The sequence below is a fragment of the Roseateles sp. GW821-FHT09G03 genome (genome assembly GCF_059416045.1).
In genome coordinates this window covers 1,239,722-1,255,771 of the sequence record NZ_JBWKOK010000001.1, presented here as the reverse complement: position 1 = coordinate 1,255,771, position 16,050 = coordinate 1,239,722, and the positions used below count along the sequence as shown (strand labels likewise).

14 protein-coding genes are annotated in these 16,050 nt (G+C 64.6%); 3 read left to right on the top strand and 11 right to left on the bottom strand.

Annotated elements, in window-relative coordinates:
• The first annotated feature begins 157 nt into the window (after positions 1-157).
• Positions 158-1,528 (top strand): MFS transporter, encoded by a 1,371-nt coding sequence (locus AC07OZ_RS05565; protein ID WP_495466156.1) that lies wholly within the window; start codon positions 158-160, stop codon positions 1,526-1,528.
• Between the two features lie 73 nt (positions 1,529-1,601).
• On the opposite strand, the gene AC07OZ_RS05560 is transcribed toward AC07OZ_RS05565, so the two are convergent.
• Positions 1,602-2,003: an ankyrin repeat domain-containing protein gene (locus tag AC07OZ_RS05560; RefSeq protein ID WP_495466155.1), complete on the bottom strand. Its 402-nt coding sequence runs from the start codon at positions 2,001-2,003 to the stop codon at positions 1,602-1,604.
• A 385-nt stretch (positions 2,004-2,388) separates the two neighbouring features.
• Between AC07OZ_RS05560 and AC07OZ_RS05555 the strand changes: the two genes are divergently transcribed.
• Positions 2,389-2,766 (top strand): hypothetical protein, encoded by a 378-nt coding sequence (locus AC07OZ_RS05555; protein WP_495466154.1) that lies wholly within the window; start codon positions 2,389-2,391, stop codon positions 2,764-2,766.
• Between the two features lie 108 nt (positions 2,767-2,874).
• On the opposite strand, the gene AC07OZ_RS05550 is transcribed toward AC07OZ_RS05555, so the two are convergent.
• The gene (locus tag AC07OZ_RS05550) at positions 2,875-4,434 is read right to left on the bottom strand and encodes a hypothetical protein (protein WP_495466153.1); all 1,560 of its coding nucleotides are present in this window, start codon (positions 4,432-4,434) and stop codon (positions 2,875-2,877) included.
• 85 nt (positions 4,435-4,519) lie between these two features.
• A complete protein-coding gene (locus tag AC07OZ_RS05545) occupies positions 4,520-6,388 on the bottom strand; it encodes a DNA/RNA non-specific endonuclease (protein ID WP_495466152.1) in 1,869 nt (622 codons plus the stop codon).
• A gap of 297 nt (positions 6,389-6,685) precedes the next feature.
• On the opposite strand from AC07OZ_RS05545, the gene AC07OZ_RS05540 reads away from it, so the two are divergent.
• Positions 6,686-6,826 carry a type II toxin-antitoxin system antitoxin SocA domain-containing protein gene (locus AC07OZ_RS05540; RefSeq protein WP_495466151.1) on the top strand — a complete coding sequence of 47 codons (141 nt, stop codon included), beginning with the start codon at positions 6,686-6,688 and terminating at the stop codon, positions 6,824-6,826.
• A 307-nt stretch (positions 6,827-7,133) separates the two neighbouring features.
• Here AC07OZ_RS05540 and AC07OZ_RS05535 read toward each other — a convergent pair whose 3' ends face one another.
• The 8 genes from AC07OZ_RS05535 to AC07OZ_RS05500 form a co-directional block, all read right to left on the bottom strand.
• Positions 7,134-8,291 (bottom strand): hypothetical protein, encoded by a 1,158-nt coding sequence (locus AC07OZ_RS05535; RefSeq protein ID WP_495466150.1) that lies wholly within the window; start codon positions 8,289-8,291, stop codon positions 7,134-7,136.
• A 174-nt stretch (positions 8,292-8,465) separates the two neighbouring features.
• Positions 8,466-9,584, bottom strand: coding sequence for a serine hydrolase domain-containing protein (locus tag AC07OZ_RS05530; RefSeq protein WP_495466149.1), 1,119 nt, complete (start codon positions 9,582-9,584; stop codon positions 8,466-8,468).
• 34 nt (positions 9,585-9,618) lie between these two features.
• Complete coding sequence (locus tag AC07OZ_RS05525; RefSeq protein WP_495466148.1) at positions 9,619-10,443, bottom strand: helix-turn-helix transcriptional regulator; 825 nt, start codon at positions 10,441-10,443, stop codon at positions 9,619-9,621.
• Between the two features lie 123 nt (positions 10,444-10,566).
• On the bottom strand, positions 10,567-11,778 hold the full coding sequence (locus tag AC07OZ_RS05520; protein WP_495466147.1) for a hypothetical protein: 1,212 nt from the start codon (positions 11,776-11,778) through the stop codon (positions 10,567-10,569).
• A gap of 182 nt (positions 11,779-11,960) precedes the next feature.
• Positions 11,961-13,469: a hypothetical protein gene (locus tag AC07OZ_RS05515; RefSeq protein ID WP_495466146.1), complete on the bottom strand. Its 1,509-nt coding sequence runs from the start codon at positions 13,467-13,469 to the stop codon at positions 11,961-11,963.
• A gap of 204 nt (positions 13,470-13,673) precedes the next feature.
• The gene (locus AC07OZ_RS05510) at positions 13,674-13,964 is read right to left on the bottom strand and encodes a hypothetical protein (RefSeq protein ID WP_495466145.1); all 291 of its coding nucleotides are present in this window, start codon (positions 13,962-13,964) and stop codon (positions 13,674-13,676) included.
• Between the two features lie 241 nt (positions 13,965-14,205).
• The gene (locus AC07OZ_RS05505; protein WP_495466144.1) at positions 14,206-14,451 is read right to left on the bottom strand and encodes a hypothetical protein; all 246 of its coding nucleotides are present in this window, start codon (positions 14,449-14,451) and stop codon (positions 14,206-14,208) included.
• 52 nt (positions 14,452-14,503) lie between these two features.
• A complete protein-coding gene (locus tag AC07OZ_RS05500) occupies positions 14,504-15,910 on the bottom strand; it encodes a S8 family serine peptidase (RefSeq protein ID WP_495466143.1) in 1,407 nt (468 codons plus the stop codon).
• Positions 15,911-16,050: the final 140 nt, after the last annotated feature.

Genomic DNA, 16,050 nt, shown 5'->3' with positions numbered 1-16,050 from the left:
CCATTCGGGTGTCGTCGAGGCGCCGAGCCAATCGTCGTGCGTCCTCCGGAATCTTGCGCCAAGGTGTTGGCCGATGATAGTGAACGGTCCACCCGGGGCGGCGCAGTCCAAAGCTCCGTGGGGCCGCCTCATTCCCCCTTCAGAGCAGCAGTCCGCGATGTCGCCCGACGATCAGCAACGAGAAAAACAAGGCCTTGACCCTCGCGGACGCAGCGCGCTGCTGGCGGTCCTGCTAGGCGTCATGCTCTCCACGCTGGACACGGCCATTGCCAACGTCGCGCTGCCGACCATCGCCGCCGACCTGCAATCGCATGCCGCCGACGCCATCTGGGTCATCAATGCCTATCAGCTCGCGGTCGTCGCCACGATGCTGCCGTTCGCCGCGCTGGGGGATGGCATCGGCCCGCGGCGTGTTTTTCTCGGGGGGCTGGTGCTGTTCACCGCCGCGTCGGGGCTGTGCATGGCCGCGACCAGCGTCGAGCTGCTGGCGGCCGCGCGAGCCTTCCAGGGCATAGGCGCGGGCGCGATGATGAGCGTGAACATCGCGCTGATCCGCCAGATCTTCCCGCCGACCCGGCTGGGCCGCGGCGTGGGCCTCAATGCGCTGGTGGGGAGCATTGGCTTCGTGGTCGGGCCGACGGTGGCCTCGCTCCTGCTGTCCGCGGCCAGTTGGCCCTGGCTGTTCGGCATCAACGTCCCCCTGGGCCTGCTGGCGATCGCCTGTGCCTGGCCGACCTTGCCGAGCAGCCCACCCCGTCCGCACGGCTTCGACGTGGGCACTGCGGTCCTGACAGCCGCCAGCTTCGCGGCATTGATCTTTGCCCTGGGCTCCATGGCGCAGTTGGCCGCCTGGACGCAGGTAATGCCCGCGGTGGTGGTGACGATGGTCGCCGGCGCGCTCCTGCTGCATCGCGAGCGCGGTCACGCCACGCCCATGCTGCCGGTGGACCTGTTGCGCAGGCCCATGTTTGCGCTGTCGGCGGTGACCGCGGTCTGCGCATTCGCCACCCAGGGCTTGGCCTTCGTCTCGCTGCCGTTTTATTTCGAGCAGGTCCTGCACCGCGACGCTGCGAACGCGGGGTACCTCATGACGTCGTGGCCGGTGGTCGTCGCGATCACCGCGCCGCTGGCCGGCCGGCTGTCGGACCGGCATGCGCCGGGGCTGCTGGGCGGCATCGGCCTGGCGCTGTTGGCGATCGGCATGTGCGCATTGGCGCTGCAGTCCCACGATCCCTCGCTGCCGATGCTGGTGCTGTGGATGGCGGTGTGCGGCGCGGGCTTCGGCTTCTTCCAGGCACCCAACCTGACGGCGCTGATGTCCAGCGCGCCTGCGCACCGCAGCGGCGGTGCCAGCGGCGTCATCGGTGTGGTGCGGCTGCTCGGACAGGCCAGCGGCGCCGCGCTGGTCGCCTTGTGCTTCCATCTGGCCGGCCTGCGTGACGGCCCGACCGTCGCGCTGGCGCTGGGCGGTGTGACCGCGGGGCTGGCGGCGGTGGCAAGTTTTGCGCGTTTGAGGGTTCGCGGCTGACTGGCAGCCCGATGCCGTCACTCCAACTAGGCGCCGACATCATCCGCCTCAGAGGCGTTCCCAAAGACGCGAGTCAAAGACCGTCGATTTGGCCACGCACCCAATCGGCCATTTCTTCCTTGTCGAACTCCAACAGGTAGTCGACAAGGTCTTGGTCGTGAGGGCCCTTGGCAAACGGATCGGCGCCTGCTGCGACCAGCCAGCTGAACAGTTCCTTGTAGCCGAGTGACGCCACCTGGAACAGGACGGGCTCGCTGAACGAGTCCTTTGTGTTGATGTCTGACCCGCGTGCATGAAGCCATGCCACGGCGGCCTGATCGTTCTCCACGGCGAGGAAATGAAGCACCGTCTCGCCGATGCCATTCCTGAGGTGGATCAGTTCGGGCTGAGCAGCGACGAGGGCGGTGGACCGCTCGTATTCCCCTGCATAAAGGGCATTTCGAAGCTCATACCAATCGGGATCAGTGTCGGACATAGGCGCCGAGCATAAGGCCGCCTCCAACACAGCGGGACTGGTGCCGACTGACAAGCCCTGACCCTCATGGGGGATGCCATCCCCCTCGCCCCCACTAAGGGAGGAATGGCTGGAAGTCTTTGATATGGATCAAAGAACGAAGTCCCGATCGGACGCAGCATGGATCCCGGTGATTCAACCCGCCACAGACTTCGGCGCCGGTCCTAGGACTGGTGTCTGGCTCCTGATCATCTGGTCATGGGCGAGATGGGCCTATCCGCGAGGACGGCCTCACGTTGGGTCTGTCGTGAGTTGAACATCTCGCCCACCTCTCCGGTCGATCCGAAGGTATGTCGCCTTCAACGTCGGAGCCGGTGGTGTCCAGCATTGACCGGGGTAGTACGACATGGGAAGTTTCCAACGAGCACGCATCGACGAGTCCGACAAGCCGATGAGCCAGCGCCATCCGCTCGCGGGCTGCGATCAGCAGACGCTGATCCACCTGCAGCACGGCTGGGGCATGACGGAGCCGCAGATCTTCGGACCGCGCATCGGCTCCGATGCGATCTGCCTGCGCGCGGATCTGACGACGGGCTCGGCGCTGGCCAATCTCCGCGCTCTGCTGGTCAGCGGCGCGTCGATGCTGGCCATGCTCGCCGACAACAGCGCGGAGGGTGATCCAGCCAAGCACGTGGCTAACGCAGTGAAGGAGTCGCTGCGTGAAGGGCTGGGTATGCTCGGCGCGAGTCTTCCCACTTCTACTACGCGACTTGACGGAGGCTGATGGTCGTCAAGCCGGTGCTCGGCATTTTCAATGGGCCTCTCTTCTTCGGTGGATCGGCTCTCTTAGCCTCGCACGCAATATCGAACTCGGTCTTTCTTTTCCGAGCAATTAATCAACGTTCAGCCCCTCGCGAGACATCAACTCGGCAATTGGAATCAGATAGCTCATGCCCGCGGACGTTGAGCCGGCATATCCCATTGCCTGTAGCCTGTTCTTGGCATCTACGAACGGCGCACCGGCATCCCCGACCCCGGTGACCTTCGGACTCACTTCTATCAATCCGGATCCCAAGTCCCGTAAGGTCATCTCCACCGCTGACACCACGGCCGTCTTCGGCTGGCCGTAGACATGCACCTCGTCTCCAATTCGAAGCACCGAAATGTCCTTGCTCAAAGCCCCGTTTGTCGCTGTCACCCCATCCTCTAGCTTGGCCAATGCGACCGATGGATCCCCTCTGCCAAGCGGGAGAATCCTCACGATCCTCGCAACAGGTTTTCGATCTTGTTTGCCTGCGCCAAAGAACACAGGAGCATTGCTGCCGGAACCATTGGCGAAGAGACCAGGCAGAAGAAGAAATCGTGCGCCGTTGGTGTCCTTAACCACAGCCGTCACTTTCACCGCGAGATTGCCGTCGGAACTCCAAACCAGCGAACCTGGCCCAATCTCTTCTGCCGCCTTCTGTACCGCCAGGGTTGGGGTGGTAGCGACCCGCGTGGCGGGCGGAAGTTTGCCAACGGAGACCAGGTACAGATCCTTGTAATAGTCAAAGCCGTTGATGTTGCCAGGGATGCAATTGGGATCCAGTGCGAGCATGTTCGCCGCCAGACGCCAGACCTCGACGAACACTGGCGTTCTGCCGTCTAGCAGCGGCCGTATTTCCAATCCCGCAGCCTTGAGGAGTTGGATCTCCTCAGCTAAAAGTTTTCCCGGAGGCCTGCCGCCATCCCGCACAGTCTTGTACCAGCCCCAAGCCCGTATCCATCGTGCGAACTCGTTGACCGGTACCTCGTTCCGCAGCTTCTCGTCCTTGGCGAGACCTGCCCATATGAACGTTGCGGCAATCGTCGCCGCAGCTGCATCATCGCTGCTCAACCGGCCGGTAGAGAAGTACCGAAGCGACGAAATCGACTCGTTGGAGTGAGTCGGTGCCTGGGGCCAACTCACGGCAGCTTCAACCAGTCCTGACGTCTGCCCTATGCTGCGGGCCTCGATCGTTAGCGACGCCTCGTTACTAGGACTCACCCAACGGCGAAGCTGGGCGAGGATGGCTCCAATGTCAAATCCAGAGATCTTTAGGTCCAACTGCTGCGTGCCCGCCGGAAGACTTGGGCCTTCGCTCGGTAGCCCCTTGGCGCGTACGTAGACATCCGGTCGTTCGGTCTTCACTGAGTCGTCGCGACTGCCTGCGTCGTTCTCCGCACGCAAGTCGGAGCTCATTCGGTGGTGGTTTGCCAACACGAGTCCTCCGAACGCGGCTCCGCGCGCAGCGTCCACCTTACCGTCAGAGAAATACATCGTCTCAGCGATATAGAGCCGACGTTCGAACCAGACCTGGTAGAGCTCCTGCAGAAAGAACCAGATGACGGCGATCAACACAATGCTGTAGGCCACTTTAGCCAGTGACCAGTTCACCAGAAACTCCGGCATCTTGAAGCCCTGCTTGCTCACATCGAACCTATCGAGGGTGATCGATCGGCGACCGTACGTGGTTTATCTGAGTCACGTTGGACACTGTCTTCAGACATGAAATGCTTTATGGAAAGAACATACCGTTCTCGACCAATCGCGCCTGTTCGACACCAAGCGCTTGTGGGAACTTCGTGTCGATAGCGTGCAACGCTGGCCCGAGACGCAGACCGGTCTTTTCCTCGACCTTTGAAAGAGGAACCTGGTACCACCGGAACTCGCTCAGTTCCAGGGATTCGGGCTTGATCTTCTTGAGCAGATCCTTCTGGGTCAGGATGAACGCTCGGGCCTTAGCCTCGCCGTCTTCGGCATCGACGTAGAAGACGATCTTCCAGTACTCGGAGGGAAGCAGAGCCCCACGATATGGCTGATCCGCATCCGCCAAGACTGGACCTGCCATGACACTCACACGCAAGTCTTTGAGGTCTACCTCGTCTAGGATCGCATTCTCGAGTTGCCCCCACTTTCCTTTGAGCTTCGACTGGTTGAATGCCTGATGCTGTGGCGTCATGTTCGTGAAATAAAAGCTATCGATGTTGGCCTGTCTGGCCTCGGCTGGCGCGCCCCATACCAGATCGTCGCGGCGCGCCACGTGTCCACGATCCAGATCGTTTCCAGCGTATAGCTCGTCGCCGAACTGGAATGCATCCAACCCGTCACGAGTGTCCTTCTTGAATGAAATTCCTTTGCGACTGAGGCTCTTCTTTGCTGCGCCGTCAATGTTCCAGGCCACGCATCGTGGCAAGCAACGGCTCTTGCTCAGCCACACAGTGAAGTGGCAGTAGTCGATCCAGTCCCCGCCATTCAGACCCACCAAATCATTGACGGTCGCCTTGGTGAACTTCGGTCGTGGCACCGCGAAGTCCAGGAACCCTTCCTGAAACCCGGTCCAAAGCGCCTCGGCTGAATCGATCGAGACTGCTCGCAGGGCCTGCAGAGACGGGGTATCGGAGAGTGGCTCGAGTTCCAGTTTCTCAAAGACGCTCTGCGCGTAGCAGGCCAACGCGAACTCTCCTTCGGATCCTTCAGCGTCGCCGCCGAAGTGCAAGCCCAGCATCGTCGACGTAACCTTGTCGCCTTTGTCAACCGCCAGCCATGCCGCGCCTGAATCACCGCCCTTGGAAATCTCATTGGCTGCGGCTGGATGTTTGGGAGAAGGCTCGATCTCGAACCCTCCGATCGTCTGATCCGGCATGTCGTCATAGGGCATCCTGAACAACGCGTCGACTCGCGTCACCACACCGTAGGTCACGTCTGTGGTGCGGCCGCTCTTGACCACCAAGTCACCCAATTCCGGTTTTCCGATCGCCTTGACTGGAACACCCAGGTCGAGAATATTCGCATCCAGGCGACGCCCTTCGACCGAGGCCACGGCGCAGTCGCCAGCGAGACCGAGATGACTGCGCAGGAGTTTTCCGATGCCGTTACGTGAAACGCGATCGTCATCGAACGGTCCAGGCTGCACGATTTGATCGCCCACTTTTCCTGTCGCACCGCAGAGAACGTGCCAGTTGCTCAGGAGAACAGGCGCATGGGACGCTCTGTCCGTCACGATGGCGCCCAAGGTTCCAGCTGTCGATGCGATGTGCCCGACGCTCACCCCGGGTCGCAGCGGATCGATACGCTTCTTACGCTCGGTCTTTGCCTGAGGCGCAACGACAACATAGCCCGCTTGATAGACACGCTGGACGACGTCCGTGGGAATGGAGACCCCTTCGAAATCGATCGTCGCTGGAATGGCCGCAACACCTTCGGCCGCCAGTGCTTGCGGGACAACCTTCCGGTCCACGCTGAATTGCAGCGCAGGCTCAGTCGTGCGCTTTCCTCCAGTCACCTTGTATCCGACGCCTACCCCCGTGACATTGGGGAGATTGAGCAAAGCATCACCCTTTGCACGAATGAGCCTCTTGATTCGATCGAGCTCGGAATTGCTCATCTTGTTCTTTGCCGACTTCGGAGCCATCGTTGTCGTCTTTGGGCGCGGATCTTTCGACGTCTTGCTCCCTCGCTGCTTTGCCGTAACCATAAGTCTCTCCCTTGGTCAGACTGTCACCGTCGGAAGTCTGCCGTGTCAGCTGAGGGTAGGCATCCACAAGGCATAGGAGATCTAACCTTCAAGGGACAATCACTCTCTCATTACTCACGCCAAGGAACGAATTTCCGAAGATCTCCGATATAGATCAGAGATCGACCCCAAGGCGAACAACTCGACCCGATTAAGCTGCAGAAGCTGGTGTACTACCCCAACGGCTGGTATGCGGGCTTCACGGGACAGTCACTCATCGACGGAAAAGTGGAGGCATGGGTGTTTGGCCCTGTCATTCCGGCGCTCTACTATGAGTTCCGAGATCTCGGCGCGGAGCCGATCACCTGAGGGCTCGTGAGTGGAGCTCCGCCGCAGGCCTCGTGGTCGTTCCGCCACCCCGCGATGAGGAACTTCGGCGATTCCTGACGAACGTCTGGAAGAGCTATGGCGGTTATACCGGCCTCAAGTTGTCGGAGTTCACCCACGCGCGAGGCTGACCGTGGGATCTAACGCGGCAGATCGCGGGTGGCGCCCGTGACATCGACATCCCGTTTTCGGTCATCCAAAAGCATTTCGCGAAGGTTGTCGAAAGGGCGGCTCAGCTGACATGAGCGATGACCGCGCCATAGCAAGCTTGCAGGCGCCCGTCTCGTCGCTATTTCGAAGACCACTTCATCTCCGCCTTGGTCGCCACGTCCGCGGGCTGCACTACAAAGTCGGCGACGAGCGTCCAGGCGGCGTTCTTCTTACGATCCTTGTCCTGGCTCGCCCCCTCGATGACGATCAGGAAATCGCCATACGGATTCGCGGCATCACGCCGTTCGACGAAACGTTTGTTCAGGTCTTCCCAGTGTTCGGCCAGGTATCGACCTGCCGCCGCGGTTCCCCTGTCGGTGAAGCCGCCGATCCAGAAGTACACGCAGGCGCCCGACCCGCCGCCGGTGTCGCTGGCGTGGCGGACGATCACGCCGTAGTCGCGAGAGCTCTCCGGGCTCTCCAGCCATCGCTGGACACTCCAGTTGCGAGGATGCAAGGTGGTGAATTCAGGATCCGATCCCGGCACCCCGACCAGGCGTGACTGCCAGTTCCCCGGCAGCAGGCTGGTGCGAATGGAGAGCGCGTCGCCGATCGGCGTCATCTCGACCCGCAGCCATCCGGCAAACTGCCGCCGCAGCAGTTCGGCTTCCTTGGTGAAGCCCAGGCCCAGCATCATCTTGAACGGCGCCGTCTCCGGCTTCTGGTCGCGGTCTTCGTCGACCGGCTTGAGCTGAGGGGCGGCGAGCCCCGCCTTGCGGAACAGCTTCAGGATGGCCCGCCCCGCCTCCACGTCGTAGCGATTCACCCAGTGCCGGGCCTTGTACAGCCGGTGGTGCGGGGCGCGTTCCAGCGCAGCATCGGAATCGTCCACCAGCCCCCGAAGCATCTTCCTCAACGGATCCGTCTGCGCAATGATCTCCGCGTCCTCGGGACGTTCAGAGGCGCCCTTGCCGAAGAACTTCTCGATCTTCGGGCGCTTGGTCGTCGACCAGACCGAATACTGGACGAACAGCTTGATGAGCTCGTAGAGCGTGACGATCACCAGCGAGCTCGAAAGACCCGCCGCGATGACGCCATAGATGGTGGACGTCTTCGTGAGCGCGACCTTGGTCGCCATCGCCCCGAGCGGCGCGCCAGGCGTCAATCCGGAGAGGACAAAGGTCTCGGGTTCGAAGACGCTTCCGACTCCCCACAGTGAACCGAGCCCGATCACCAGCAGCGCCCCCAGGGCGCCCAGCTTGGGCTTCGAAACGTCCGGCCGCACCTCTTCGCTCATGGATCCCCTCCGACTTGTCTTCGAAAGGGAAGGGCTACGCAAGGCGGATGCCAAGCTGGGATTTGCGAGGACGGAGAGCCAGTTGCCGCATCAGCGCGCGCGTCCGATGCCCGAGTGTCAAGTTTTTCGGCTCATCAACCTGTATGAGAAGCGGCGCCTGGCAAAGCCTGACCCTCAAGGGCGGAGGTCGTTCCCACTGCACACGTGCCGCTCCAGCAGCGCTGTCATGAATTCGACACTCTGCTGATGCATGCCGCGCTGGTTGTAGTGCGTGCGCGTGAGCACCGCGACCGCGTCCAGCGTCGGCAGGACCAGCACATGGTTGCCCCCGTTCCCCGACATCAACCACGCGCCGACGCGACCGCATCGCAGCTCGTAGTCACGCCGCCAGAACAGCTCGCCGTACTGCATCGGACCCGGTGGGGATCGCCGCACGGTCAGCAGTGACGCGACCTGTTCAGGCGCCAGCACCTGGCCGTCCGGCCCGGCGCCTTGGCGAAGCAGCAGCTGTGCGAGCGAGGCCCAATCGCGCGTGCGCAGGCGCAGGCCGCCGCCGGTCATCGTCTCGCCGCTGGGCGAGCGCGCCCATTGCCAGCTCGCAATCCCCAACGGGGCGAAGAGTCGCTGTTGCGCATAGGCTTCCAGCCCGCCCGGCGCGCGGCGTTCCAGCACCTGACCCAGCAGGAACACGCCCGCCGTGCAATAGGCGAAGGGCGCCAGGCCCTGCGCGTCGCGCGCCACGGCGCGCGTGGGCAAGTCAGTGGCCCAACGCAGCCAGCGCTGCTGCGGGTACATGTTCTCTTCGTTGCCGGGACTGTCGGGCAGGTTGTCGTCGCAGTCGAGCGCGGAGGACATGGTGAGGAGGTCCTCCACCACGATGCCGCGCTTGACGGGGCCATCGTTCGCGAAGGGCTGCGCGTCCGCGAGTTCCGCGAAGACAGGCATCTCGCGCCTCAGCAGCCCATCCTGCACGGCCGCGGCCACGAGCAGGCCGGTGACCGGCTTGCCGACGGAACGCGTGTCGTGCAGCGTCCGGGCATCCGCGCCGCGGGCGTACAACTCGACCAACACCCGGCCATGGCGCTGCAGCAGCACGCTGGTCGCGCCTGGCAGTGTCTCCAGCGCGGAGTGATCTTGTGCGATGAGCGCAGCGTCCGCAGGGGCCAGGTCTTGCGTCGCGCAGGCGCCCAGGAGCGCCACCAGCATTGAAGGCAAGACGCAACGGCGCAACCGGGCGCCGGCCACGAGGCAGACAAGGCAGAAACGGAGGAGGAAGGAGTGGGGCATGGTCATGCCGCGCATGTTCTCCGGCCCCGCGGAGCGGCGTCTAGAACGTTTTGAACCCGGCCCGCCATGCGGCCGGAGTACAGCGGTATTCCGCCCGGAACAGCCGCGTGAAGTGGCTCTGGTCCGAGAAGCCCAGCTGCGTGGCGACCTCGGCGATCGACAGGCCCTCTTTCAAACGTTGCGCCGCCCGGTTCAGCTGCGTGCGCCGCTGCAACTGGCCCGGCGAGATCCCGTAGTGGCGTCGGAAGGCCCGCGCCAGGGACACCGGATGAACGCCCGCCGCCTGCGCGAGCGCGGAGAGCCGCAGCGGCTGCTCGCATTCCTCCAGCAACTGCTCCATGCAGCGCCGCAGCCAGAGAGGTTCGCGCGTTTCGTCGCCCGCCTGCGCGGCCGCGTCGCCCCGCGCGACGGTCGTGCGCGTGAGCAGGCAGAGGCGCTGGCAAGCGTCCTCCGCGTCCAGCAGGCTCCCCAGGTCCGAAGACAGCGGCTGCATCGCCAGACCCAGCGCCGCCTGCTGAGGCGCACCGAGCAGCCGCCGGGCGCCGCCATCGTCCAGGCCGAGCGCCTTTGCCTGACCGGCCTTCACGCTCAGCGCGAGGAAGCGTCCGCCCGCGCCCGCGAAGGTATCGACATGCCGCGTGCCCGGCGGATTCCACAACACATCGCCGGGCGCCAGCAGCGTGCTCACGCCGCGGGCGCTGCTGCGGTAGCGCCCCTCGAGCACCACGATGAAATGCCCGTCCTCGTGCTCGTGCGGTGCCACCTCATGCTCGGGATTGAGCGCCAGCAGCCGCGCCATGCTGAAGCCCGCGACATCGCATCGCGCGTCGAAGTGGCCGTAGAACTGCATGTGCTTCAGGCGCATGGGAGGTCGGGGCGAAGTGGAAAGCCTCCATCTTGCAGCAGTTGCGGCCCGATCAGGCCATCGCGCAGAGGGCGATACGTGGCGCGGCAGCGTGCGCCGGAAGCCTCGCGGCTAACGCCGCGCTCAGCCGCCCTGCGCCAGGCGTCGATTGACCGCCGCCAGCAATTGATCCAGCCCGCGCTGCACCTGCGCTGTGCCCCCTTCCTCGCTGGCGATCGTGCCGATGCGGGGATCGGGCGCCACGTCCAGCAGGACGACCCTGCCTTCGCGCGTGAACGCCAGGTCGACCTCGCCGGCGTGCTGGCAGAGCTCCGGCACCCGTGGCTGCAGCGTCTGCAGGTTGTCCCTCAAGGCCGTGAGGTCCACGTTCTTGCCCGCCAGCTTGCGCACGACGGCGTCCGCCTGTTGAGCTCCCAGCATCGGGCTGGCCAGCACCTTGGGCTTCTTGGACTCGACCTTGTCGATGGCCTCCATCCACATGCCGCCCCCGGTCATGACCGGCATCGGCGTGCCCTGGCGCGCCAGCGCTTGTGGCGGCGGGCCCTCGATGACCCGGCCCACCGGGAAACCCAGGTCCGCGAGCGTCTTGATCGTGGCCTTCTCGCGATTCACCGCCTCGGCCGTGCCGGGGTTGCGCGCCTGCAGCCAGCCGACGGCCGAGCCCGCCGGCTGGAACCACTGCTTGTCCATGCCGCCCGGCACGTCCTGGGCGTCGATGTGCGTGGGCAGGGGCGGGGCGGTTGCCGCGCTCGCGGCTGCAGTCGGCGTCGTCGGACTCGTCGGACTCGTCGGGGCAACAGTCGCCGCCGGAATGCTGGTTGCTGTCGCAGTCGCTGTGGCGATGGTGCTTGAGCCCGTCGTCACCGCAGCCTGCTGATGCTGCGCAGTCGATGTCGAGACGTCGGAGGCCGGGCGCTGTGTCGTCGTCAGCGCCAGCGTGTCGACCTGGGCGCTGACCTGCGGCTGTGGCCGCGAGGAAAGGACCGTCGGATTGCCGATCCGCGAGGGGAGCGATGGAAGGTTCGCTGGCGTCTGGGGCAGGACGGAGGTCGAGGCGCTAGAGATGGAAGCCGTGGGCGTCGCCGACGCCGGCCGGCTCAACTGGTCCTGCAGGCGGCGCCGTGGCGGTGGCGTCGCGGTGCCGATCGCCGGAGCCGTTGCGGCTGGGGACGACTGCGAGAAGATGCCACTGCTGAGGATGGCGGAAACGTGTCCCCGCCGCGGTTGGGCGGAGGCGCTCGACGTGGCGGATCCTGAGCCGTCCTGCGCGGTCGGCGCCGTCTGCGTGTTGGCGGCAGGGTCGCGCTGACCGGAGCGGATGGGAGAGCTTTGCATGCGTGGTCGACCGGAAGTGTCGTGCCGACGCTAGGCGCCGCCGCGATTCCCCGGGCCGACGACGCGAATCGATGTCCGCGACTGCGAAGTCCGACGACTTGCCGCGAATCGACCTGTCGCGACAGGCGCTGGAGGAGGGCCATGTCGAGGTCGGATTCCTTCCCGCTCGCCGCCCGCGGCCGTCATCCCGCGTGAGGGATCCAGCTCCTGATGAGGTCCTGCGATCCCTGGGGAAAGCTGGAGAGCAGCGCCTCCACCTTCAGCTTCGCCGCGCGATTGGTGCGGATGAAAATGGCTTCCTGCTTCTCCAGCTGCCAGAGGCTTTGTCGGATGGCGATGAGGCTCTTGCCCCGCAATGCGCCGTAGAGGCGGACGATGCGGGCCGAGTTGAAGGGGTTGATCATCTCGCCCAGCGGATCGAGCAGCAGCGCTCGTCCGACGAATTCATCGATGCAGTCTTCAAAGATCAGCATGGGTTCGTGCGGTCCCGTCTTCCTGGCGCGCCTCCTGTGGTCACGCTTCATCATGAAGAAGTCGTCTTGCATGTCCCTGAATGCGAGCCCGAACAAGACGTTCTGCAGTTCCGTGACCTGCTTGCTCTCGCTGTAGTGGAACGCCACCATCCTGTCCAGCGCACCTTGTTCGCGCAACTCACGAACCCGCGCGTGGTCCATGGCGTAGAAGGCGCGGTATTCCGTCTTGTAACGCGCCAGGGCCAGGGCCATGAGGTTGTGATCGCTCCTCTCCCCGAGCCCAGCCGTCTCCTCTTCGCTGCCATCGACGCTGTGCTGGACTTCGTGCTTCAGCGTTTCATAGAGGTAGGACCTTGCCGAGGCTTCGTTCTCATGCACGACGACGGCGATGGCGCCGTCCAAGGCCCAGCCCTTGGTTCGGCGGCTCGCTTCCACGCCGATGTGTGGATCGTTGGCCAGCACGGTGTAGTCGTCGATCTGATAGCCGGGATTGGCGGTGGAAAGGATGTCGCAAGGATCCTGCGCGCTCTCCGCCTTGGGGTACAGAAGGACGTATTCCTCCAGGACTTGAATGGCTCTCTCGTCCGCGGCCCGATCGCCTTCCGAGAGCACGTCGTAGTTTTCCTCGAGTACGGTGACGGCGTAGATCTTCTTGGCTCCCGAGAGGGCGTATTCGCAGGAGTTCTTCAAGACGGTGTCGCCGCTCCGCAGCCCTTCGTCCAGCATCCTGCGCAGCAGCGCGCGTGCCTCCAGGTTTCTTGCCAGCGTGCGACTGCGTTTCGCTTCCTTCTCATCGGGGCGGCGCACGGGCGCCAGTATCGGATCCATCAATCCCTGGTGCTTCCGGAGTTCCAGTTCCTCCTTCAATGCCTGGCGATGCACCTCGGACATCTTCGACCGGATGGATTGCTGGAACAGCGTGGCGTAGGAGTAGTGGTCGGTGTCTATGGACTCGCCATCGATCGAGACCCGGATCCTCTGGACCGGCATGTCGCCGCGCGGGGTGTTGGCGGTGTCTCGCCGCTGATGCGTGTTCCCGAACGCGGTCTGGATGGCGCGTCTCTGCGCCTGCACGCGTGGCGAGTCGTCAATGCCTTCCCGCAGCGAGCGTTGCGGGTCCGAGGCGGTCGCTTGAACTGTCTGGAGCGGCGCGTCCTCTCGGGATGCGGCGGCGCGGTGCAGCGGTGCCCGACGAGCGTCGGATCGGTGGGTCTTCATCTGTCGGCTCCCGGTGGCGGCACGGTCGTCCGTCCGACCCATGCCCGTCCACGTTAAGGACGGCCGGTGCCGACAACGATCGGTGAAATGCCGGGTTTGCGATTCCGGAATGCCGAGATCGCCAGCGGGTCGGGCAGACCACGGCATGGCCTCGGTGCGGCATCGAATCGAAAGATTCTCCGGGCCAGTCGAACGACGCTGGAACTAGCGGTCATTGACGCAACGCGTCGTCGCCCACAGCGCTTCGAAGAGTTCTGCCGAGATCGCCGCTACGGTGCCGTATTCACGCTTGACGATTTCGTCCTCGTCCCACGTTCCCTCCGGAAGAATGCCATGCGAATCGGCTGGGAACGCTTCGCTGTATCTGAGCGCGGTCCCATCGGCACGGACTTCGAGATAACGGAGCCAGTACCCATCCACTCCGATCTCCGAGTACCCCAGGTACTCGTCGACTCCCAAGGTATTTCCGCTTGAGCAATAGAGGCGATGGAACATGTCGTTGAAGGCAGTGGTCTGTCGGCGGGGAGGGTAGCCGCGGATTCCGGCGGCGCGATGGCTGGGCGTGCGCGTTCAGCGCGTGGGTGCGTCCACCTGATACCAGGCTGTCCGTGGCGAGCGCAGCGGCGGCGACTTCGCTGCCCATCCGGAAAATGACCTGTCCCAGATGCCAGGCTCGTCTGCCTGCGCTGCAAGGTCGAACGTGAAGTCGGCCTGCCGGCCGACCTGTTTCCGGGCGCTACTGAACGTCCGCATCCGACGGCGGCAACTGCACGCCTTGCTCCAGCTCCACGCTCATCACGCCCGTCACGCCTTGCAGCACGGAGAGCGCCTGCCCCGAGAAATGTCCGGTGATCACGCCGGTGAGTGGCATCACCTGCGAGACCTTGAGCCCGGCGCTGCCGAGCTGTTTCGCCACGTCGTGGATGCGCGGCATGGCGTCGTCGTCCACCGTGACGACCACGGGTTTGGAAGTGTTGGACACGGCGGCAGTCCTGGAGTTCGAAGGGTCCCAGCTTACACCTGGGGCCCCACCGTCACTGCGGGGCCTGCACCAGCCCCGAGCCCACGTCGGCCGCCGACGCGCTGGCAAGCGCGCGGGCGTTCTGCGTGAGCTTGGTCCACAGCGCCGCGCCGGTGGCGCCCGTCGCCTGGCACCACAGCGCCGCGATGCCGGCCACATGAGGCGTGGCCATGCTCGTGCCGGAGATGGTGTTGTAGCGCGCAGGCATGGGCCACGAGGAATACACGGCCACGCCCGGCCCGGCGATGTTGACCTTGCCGCCCTCGCCGGTGACGAGGCTGCTCCGCGCGGAGAAGTCGGCCACCGCCAGCCTCGCATCCAGCGCCGCCACGGCCATGGCGGCGTCGGCATTCGCAGGCGCCGAAACGAAGCCGAAGTTGCCGTTCTGACGCCTGGCGTTGTTGCCCGCCGCCGCGACGACCAGCGTGCCTGCCTTCAGCGCCCGCCGGATGGGCACCTCGTACTGCTGCACCTTCTGGTTGATATTGCCGCCCAGCGACATGGAGACGACCTGGCAGCCCTTGCTCATCGCCCATTCGATGCCGGCGACGATGGCGCTGGTGGCGCCGGAGCCCTGGTTGTTGAGCACCTTGCCCACGTGGATCTGCGCGTTGTAGGCACAGCCGTAACGGCGCGACCCGATCGGACGCTGCGGGCCGCAGGCGGTGCCCACGCAGTGGGTGCCATGCCCGTGGCCGTCCTGCACGGCCTGGCCGGGCACGAAGGATTGCGACACGATGGGACGCCCCTGGAAGTCGGGATGGCGCAGGTCGAAGCCGGTGTCCAGCACGGCGACCTTGACGCCCTGGCCCGAGTAGCGCGAGGTGTGCACGCGCGTGGCCTGCAGGCCCCAGGTGAACTGGTTGTTGTCCGCCAGCAGGGCGGCCATCTCCTCGGCCCCGCCCAACTCGGACGAGCCTTTGCCGGCGAGCTGGTCGTACAACGCGTTCACGGCGTCGCGATAGCCCTTGAGGTATTGCAGGGACGGGTCGTCCAAGCCCAGCGCGTACACGAGGTACTCGGGCTCGATGGCGAGGATGGGGCTGGACTCGTCCATCGCGGAGGCGGCCAGCGACTGCAGGCGTTCGTCATCGGCGTTCACGACGACGATGCCGGTTTTGCGGAAGTGCATGACGTCGGCATCCGCCAGTTCGTGGCCGGAGATGGCGGCGTCGGTGTAATCGGCCGACGAGGCGAAGCTCTTGACGCCGGCGAACTTGCTCATCGTGGACTTGACGATGCCGGCGTCCTCGATGGCAGGGTGCTTGAAGATGATGATGTAGCGCCCGGTCGTCTGGGCCTGACCGCCGCCGGGGTCGCCCGGATCGGGCATGGCGGTCATCGCGGGCGGCGGTTCGACGGGGGCGACATCCTCCGGGATGCGCTCGGCGGGAGAGGAACGGGACTTTCTTGAGGCCATGGCACGAGCCCTCCAGGGTTGATGAGCGACCCCTGGTTGACGGGGCCTGGGCCCAGGATGCGCCGCGTGCCGGTGCCCGGCATCCATCGCGTTGTGGAGCGCGTCATGCCGCCGTGTCCATGAATCGGGGGGCGATCCCG

Bases quoted from the DNA above. Each gene is read 5' to 3' on its own strand.
- AC07OZ_RS05565 (WP_495466156.1), top strand. From the start codon at position 158: ATGTCGCCCGACGATCAGCAACGAGAAAAACAAGGCCTTGACCCTCGC.
- AC07OZ_RS05560 (WP_495466155.1), bottom strand. From the start codon at position 2,003: ATGTCCGACACTGATCCCGATTGGTATGAGCTTCGAAATGCCCTTTAT.
- AC07OZ_RS05555 (WP_495466154.1), top strand. From the start codon at position 2,389: ATGGGAAGTTTCCAACGAGCACGCATCGACGAGTCCGACAAGCCGATG.
- AC07OZ_RS05545 (WP_495466152.1), bottom strand. From the start codon at position 6,388: ATGAGCAATTCCGAGCTCGATCGAATCAAGAGGCTCATTCGTGCAAAG.
- AC07OZ_RS05535 (WP_495466150.1), bottom strand. From the start codon at position 8,291: ATGAGCGAAGAGGTGCGGCCGGACGTTTCGAAGCCCAAGCTGGGCGCC.
- AC07OZ_RS05530 (WP_495466149.1), bottom strand. From the start codon at position 9,584: ATGACCATGCCCCACTCCTTCCTCCTCCGTTTCTGCCTTGTCTGCCTC.
- AC07OZ_RS05525 (WP_495466148.1), bottom strand. From the start codon at position 10,443: ATGCGCCTGAAGCACATGCAGTTCTACGGCCACTTCGACGCGCGATGC.
- AC07OZ_RS05520 (WP_495466147.1), bottom strand. From the start codon at position 11,778: ATGCAAAGCTCTCCCATCCGCTCCGGTCAGCGCGACCCTGCCGCCAAC.
- AC07OZ_RS05515 (WP_495466146.1), bottom strand. From the start codon at position 13,469: ATGAAGACCCACCGATCCGACGCTCGTCGGGCACCGCTGCACCGCGCC.
- AC07OZ_RS05510 (WP_495466145.1), bottom strand. From the start codon at position 13,964: ATGTTCCATCGCCTCTATTGCTCAAGCGGAAATACCTTGGGAGTCGAC.
- AC07OZ_RS05500 (WP_495466143.1), bottom strand. From the start codon at position 15,910: ATGGCCTCAAGAAAGTCCCGTTCCTCTCCCGCCGAGCGCATCCCGGAG.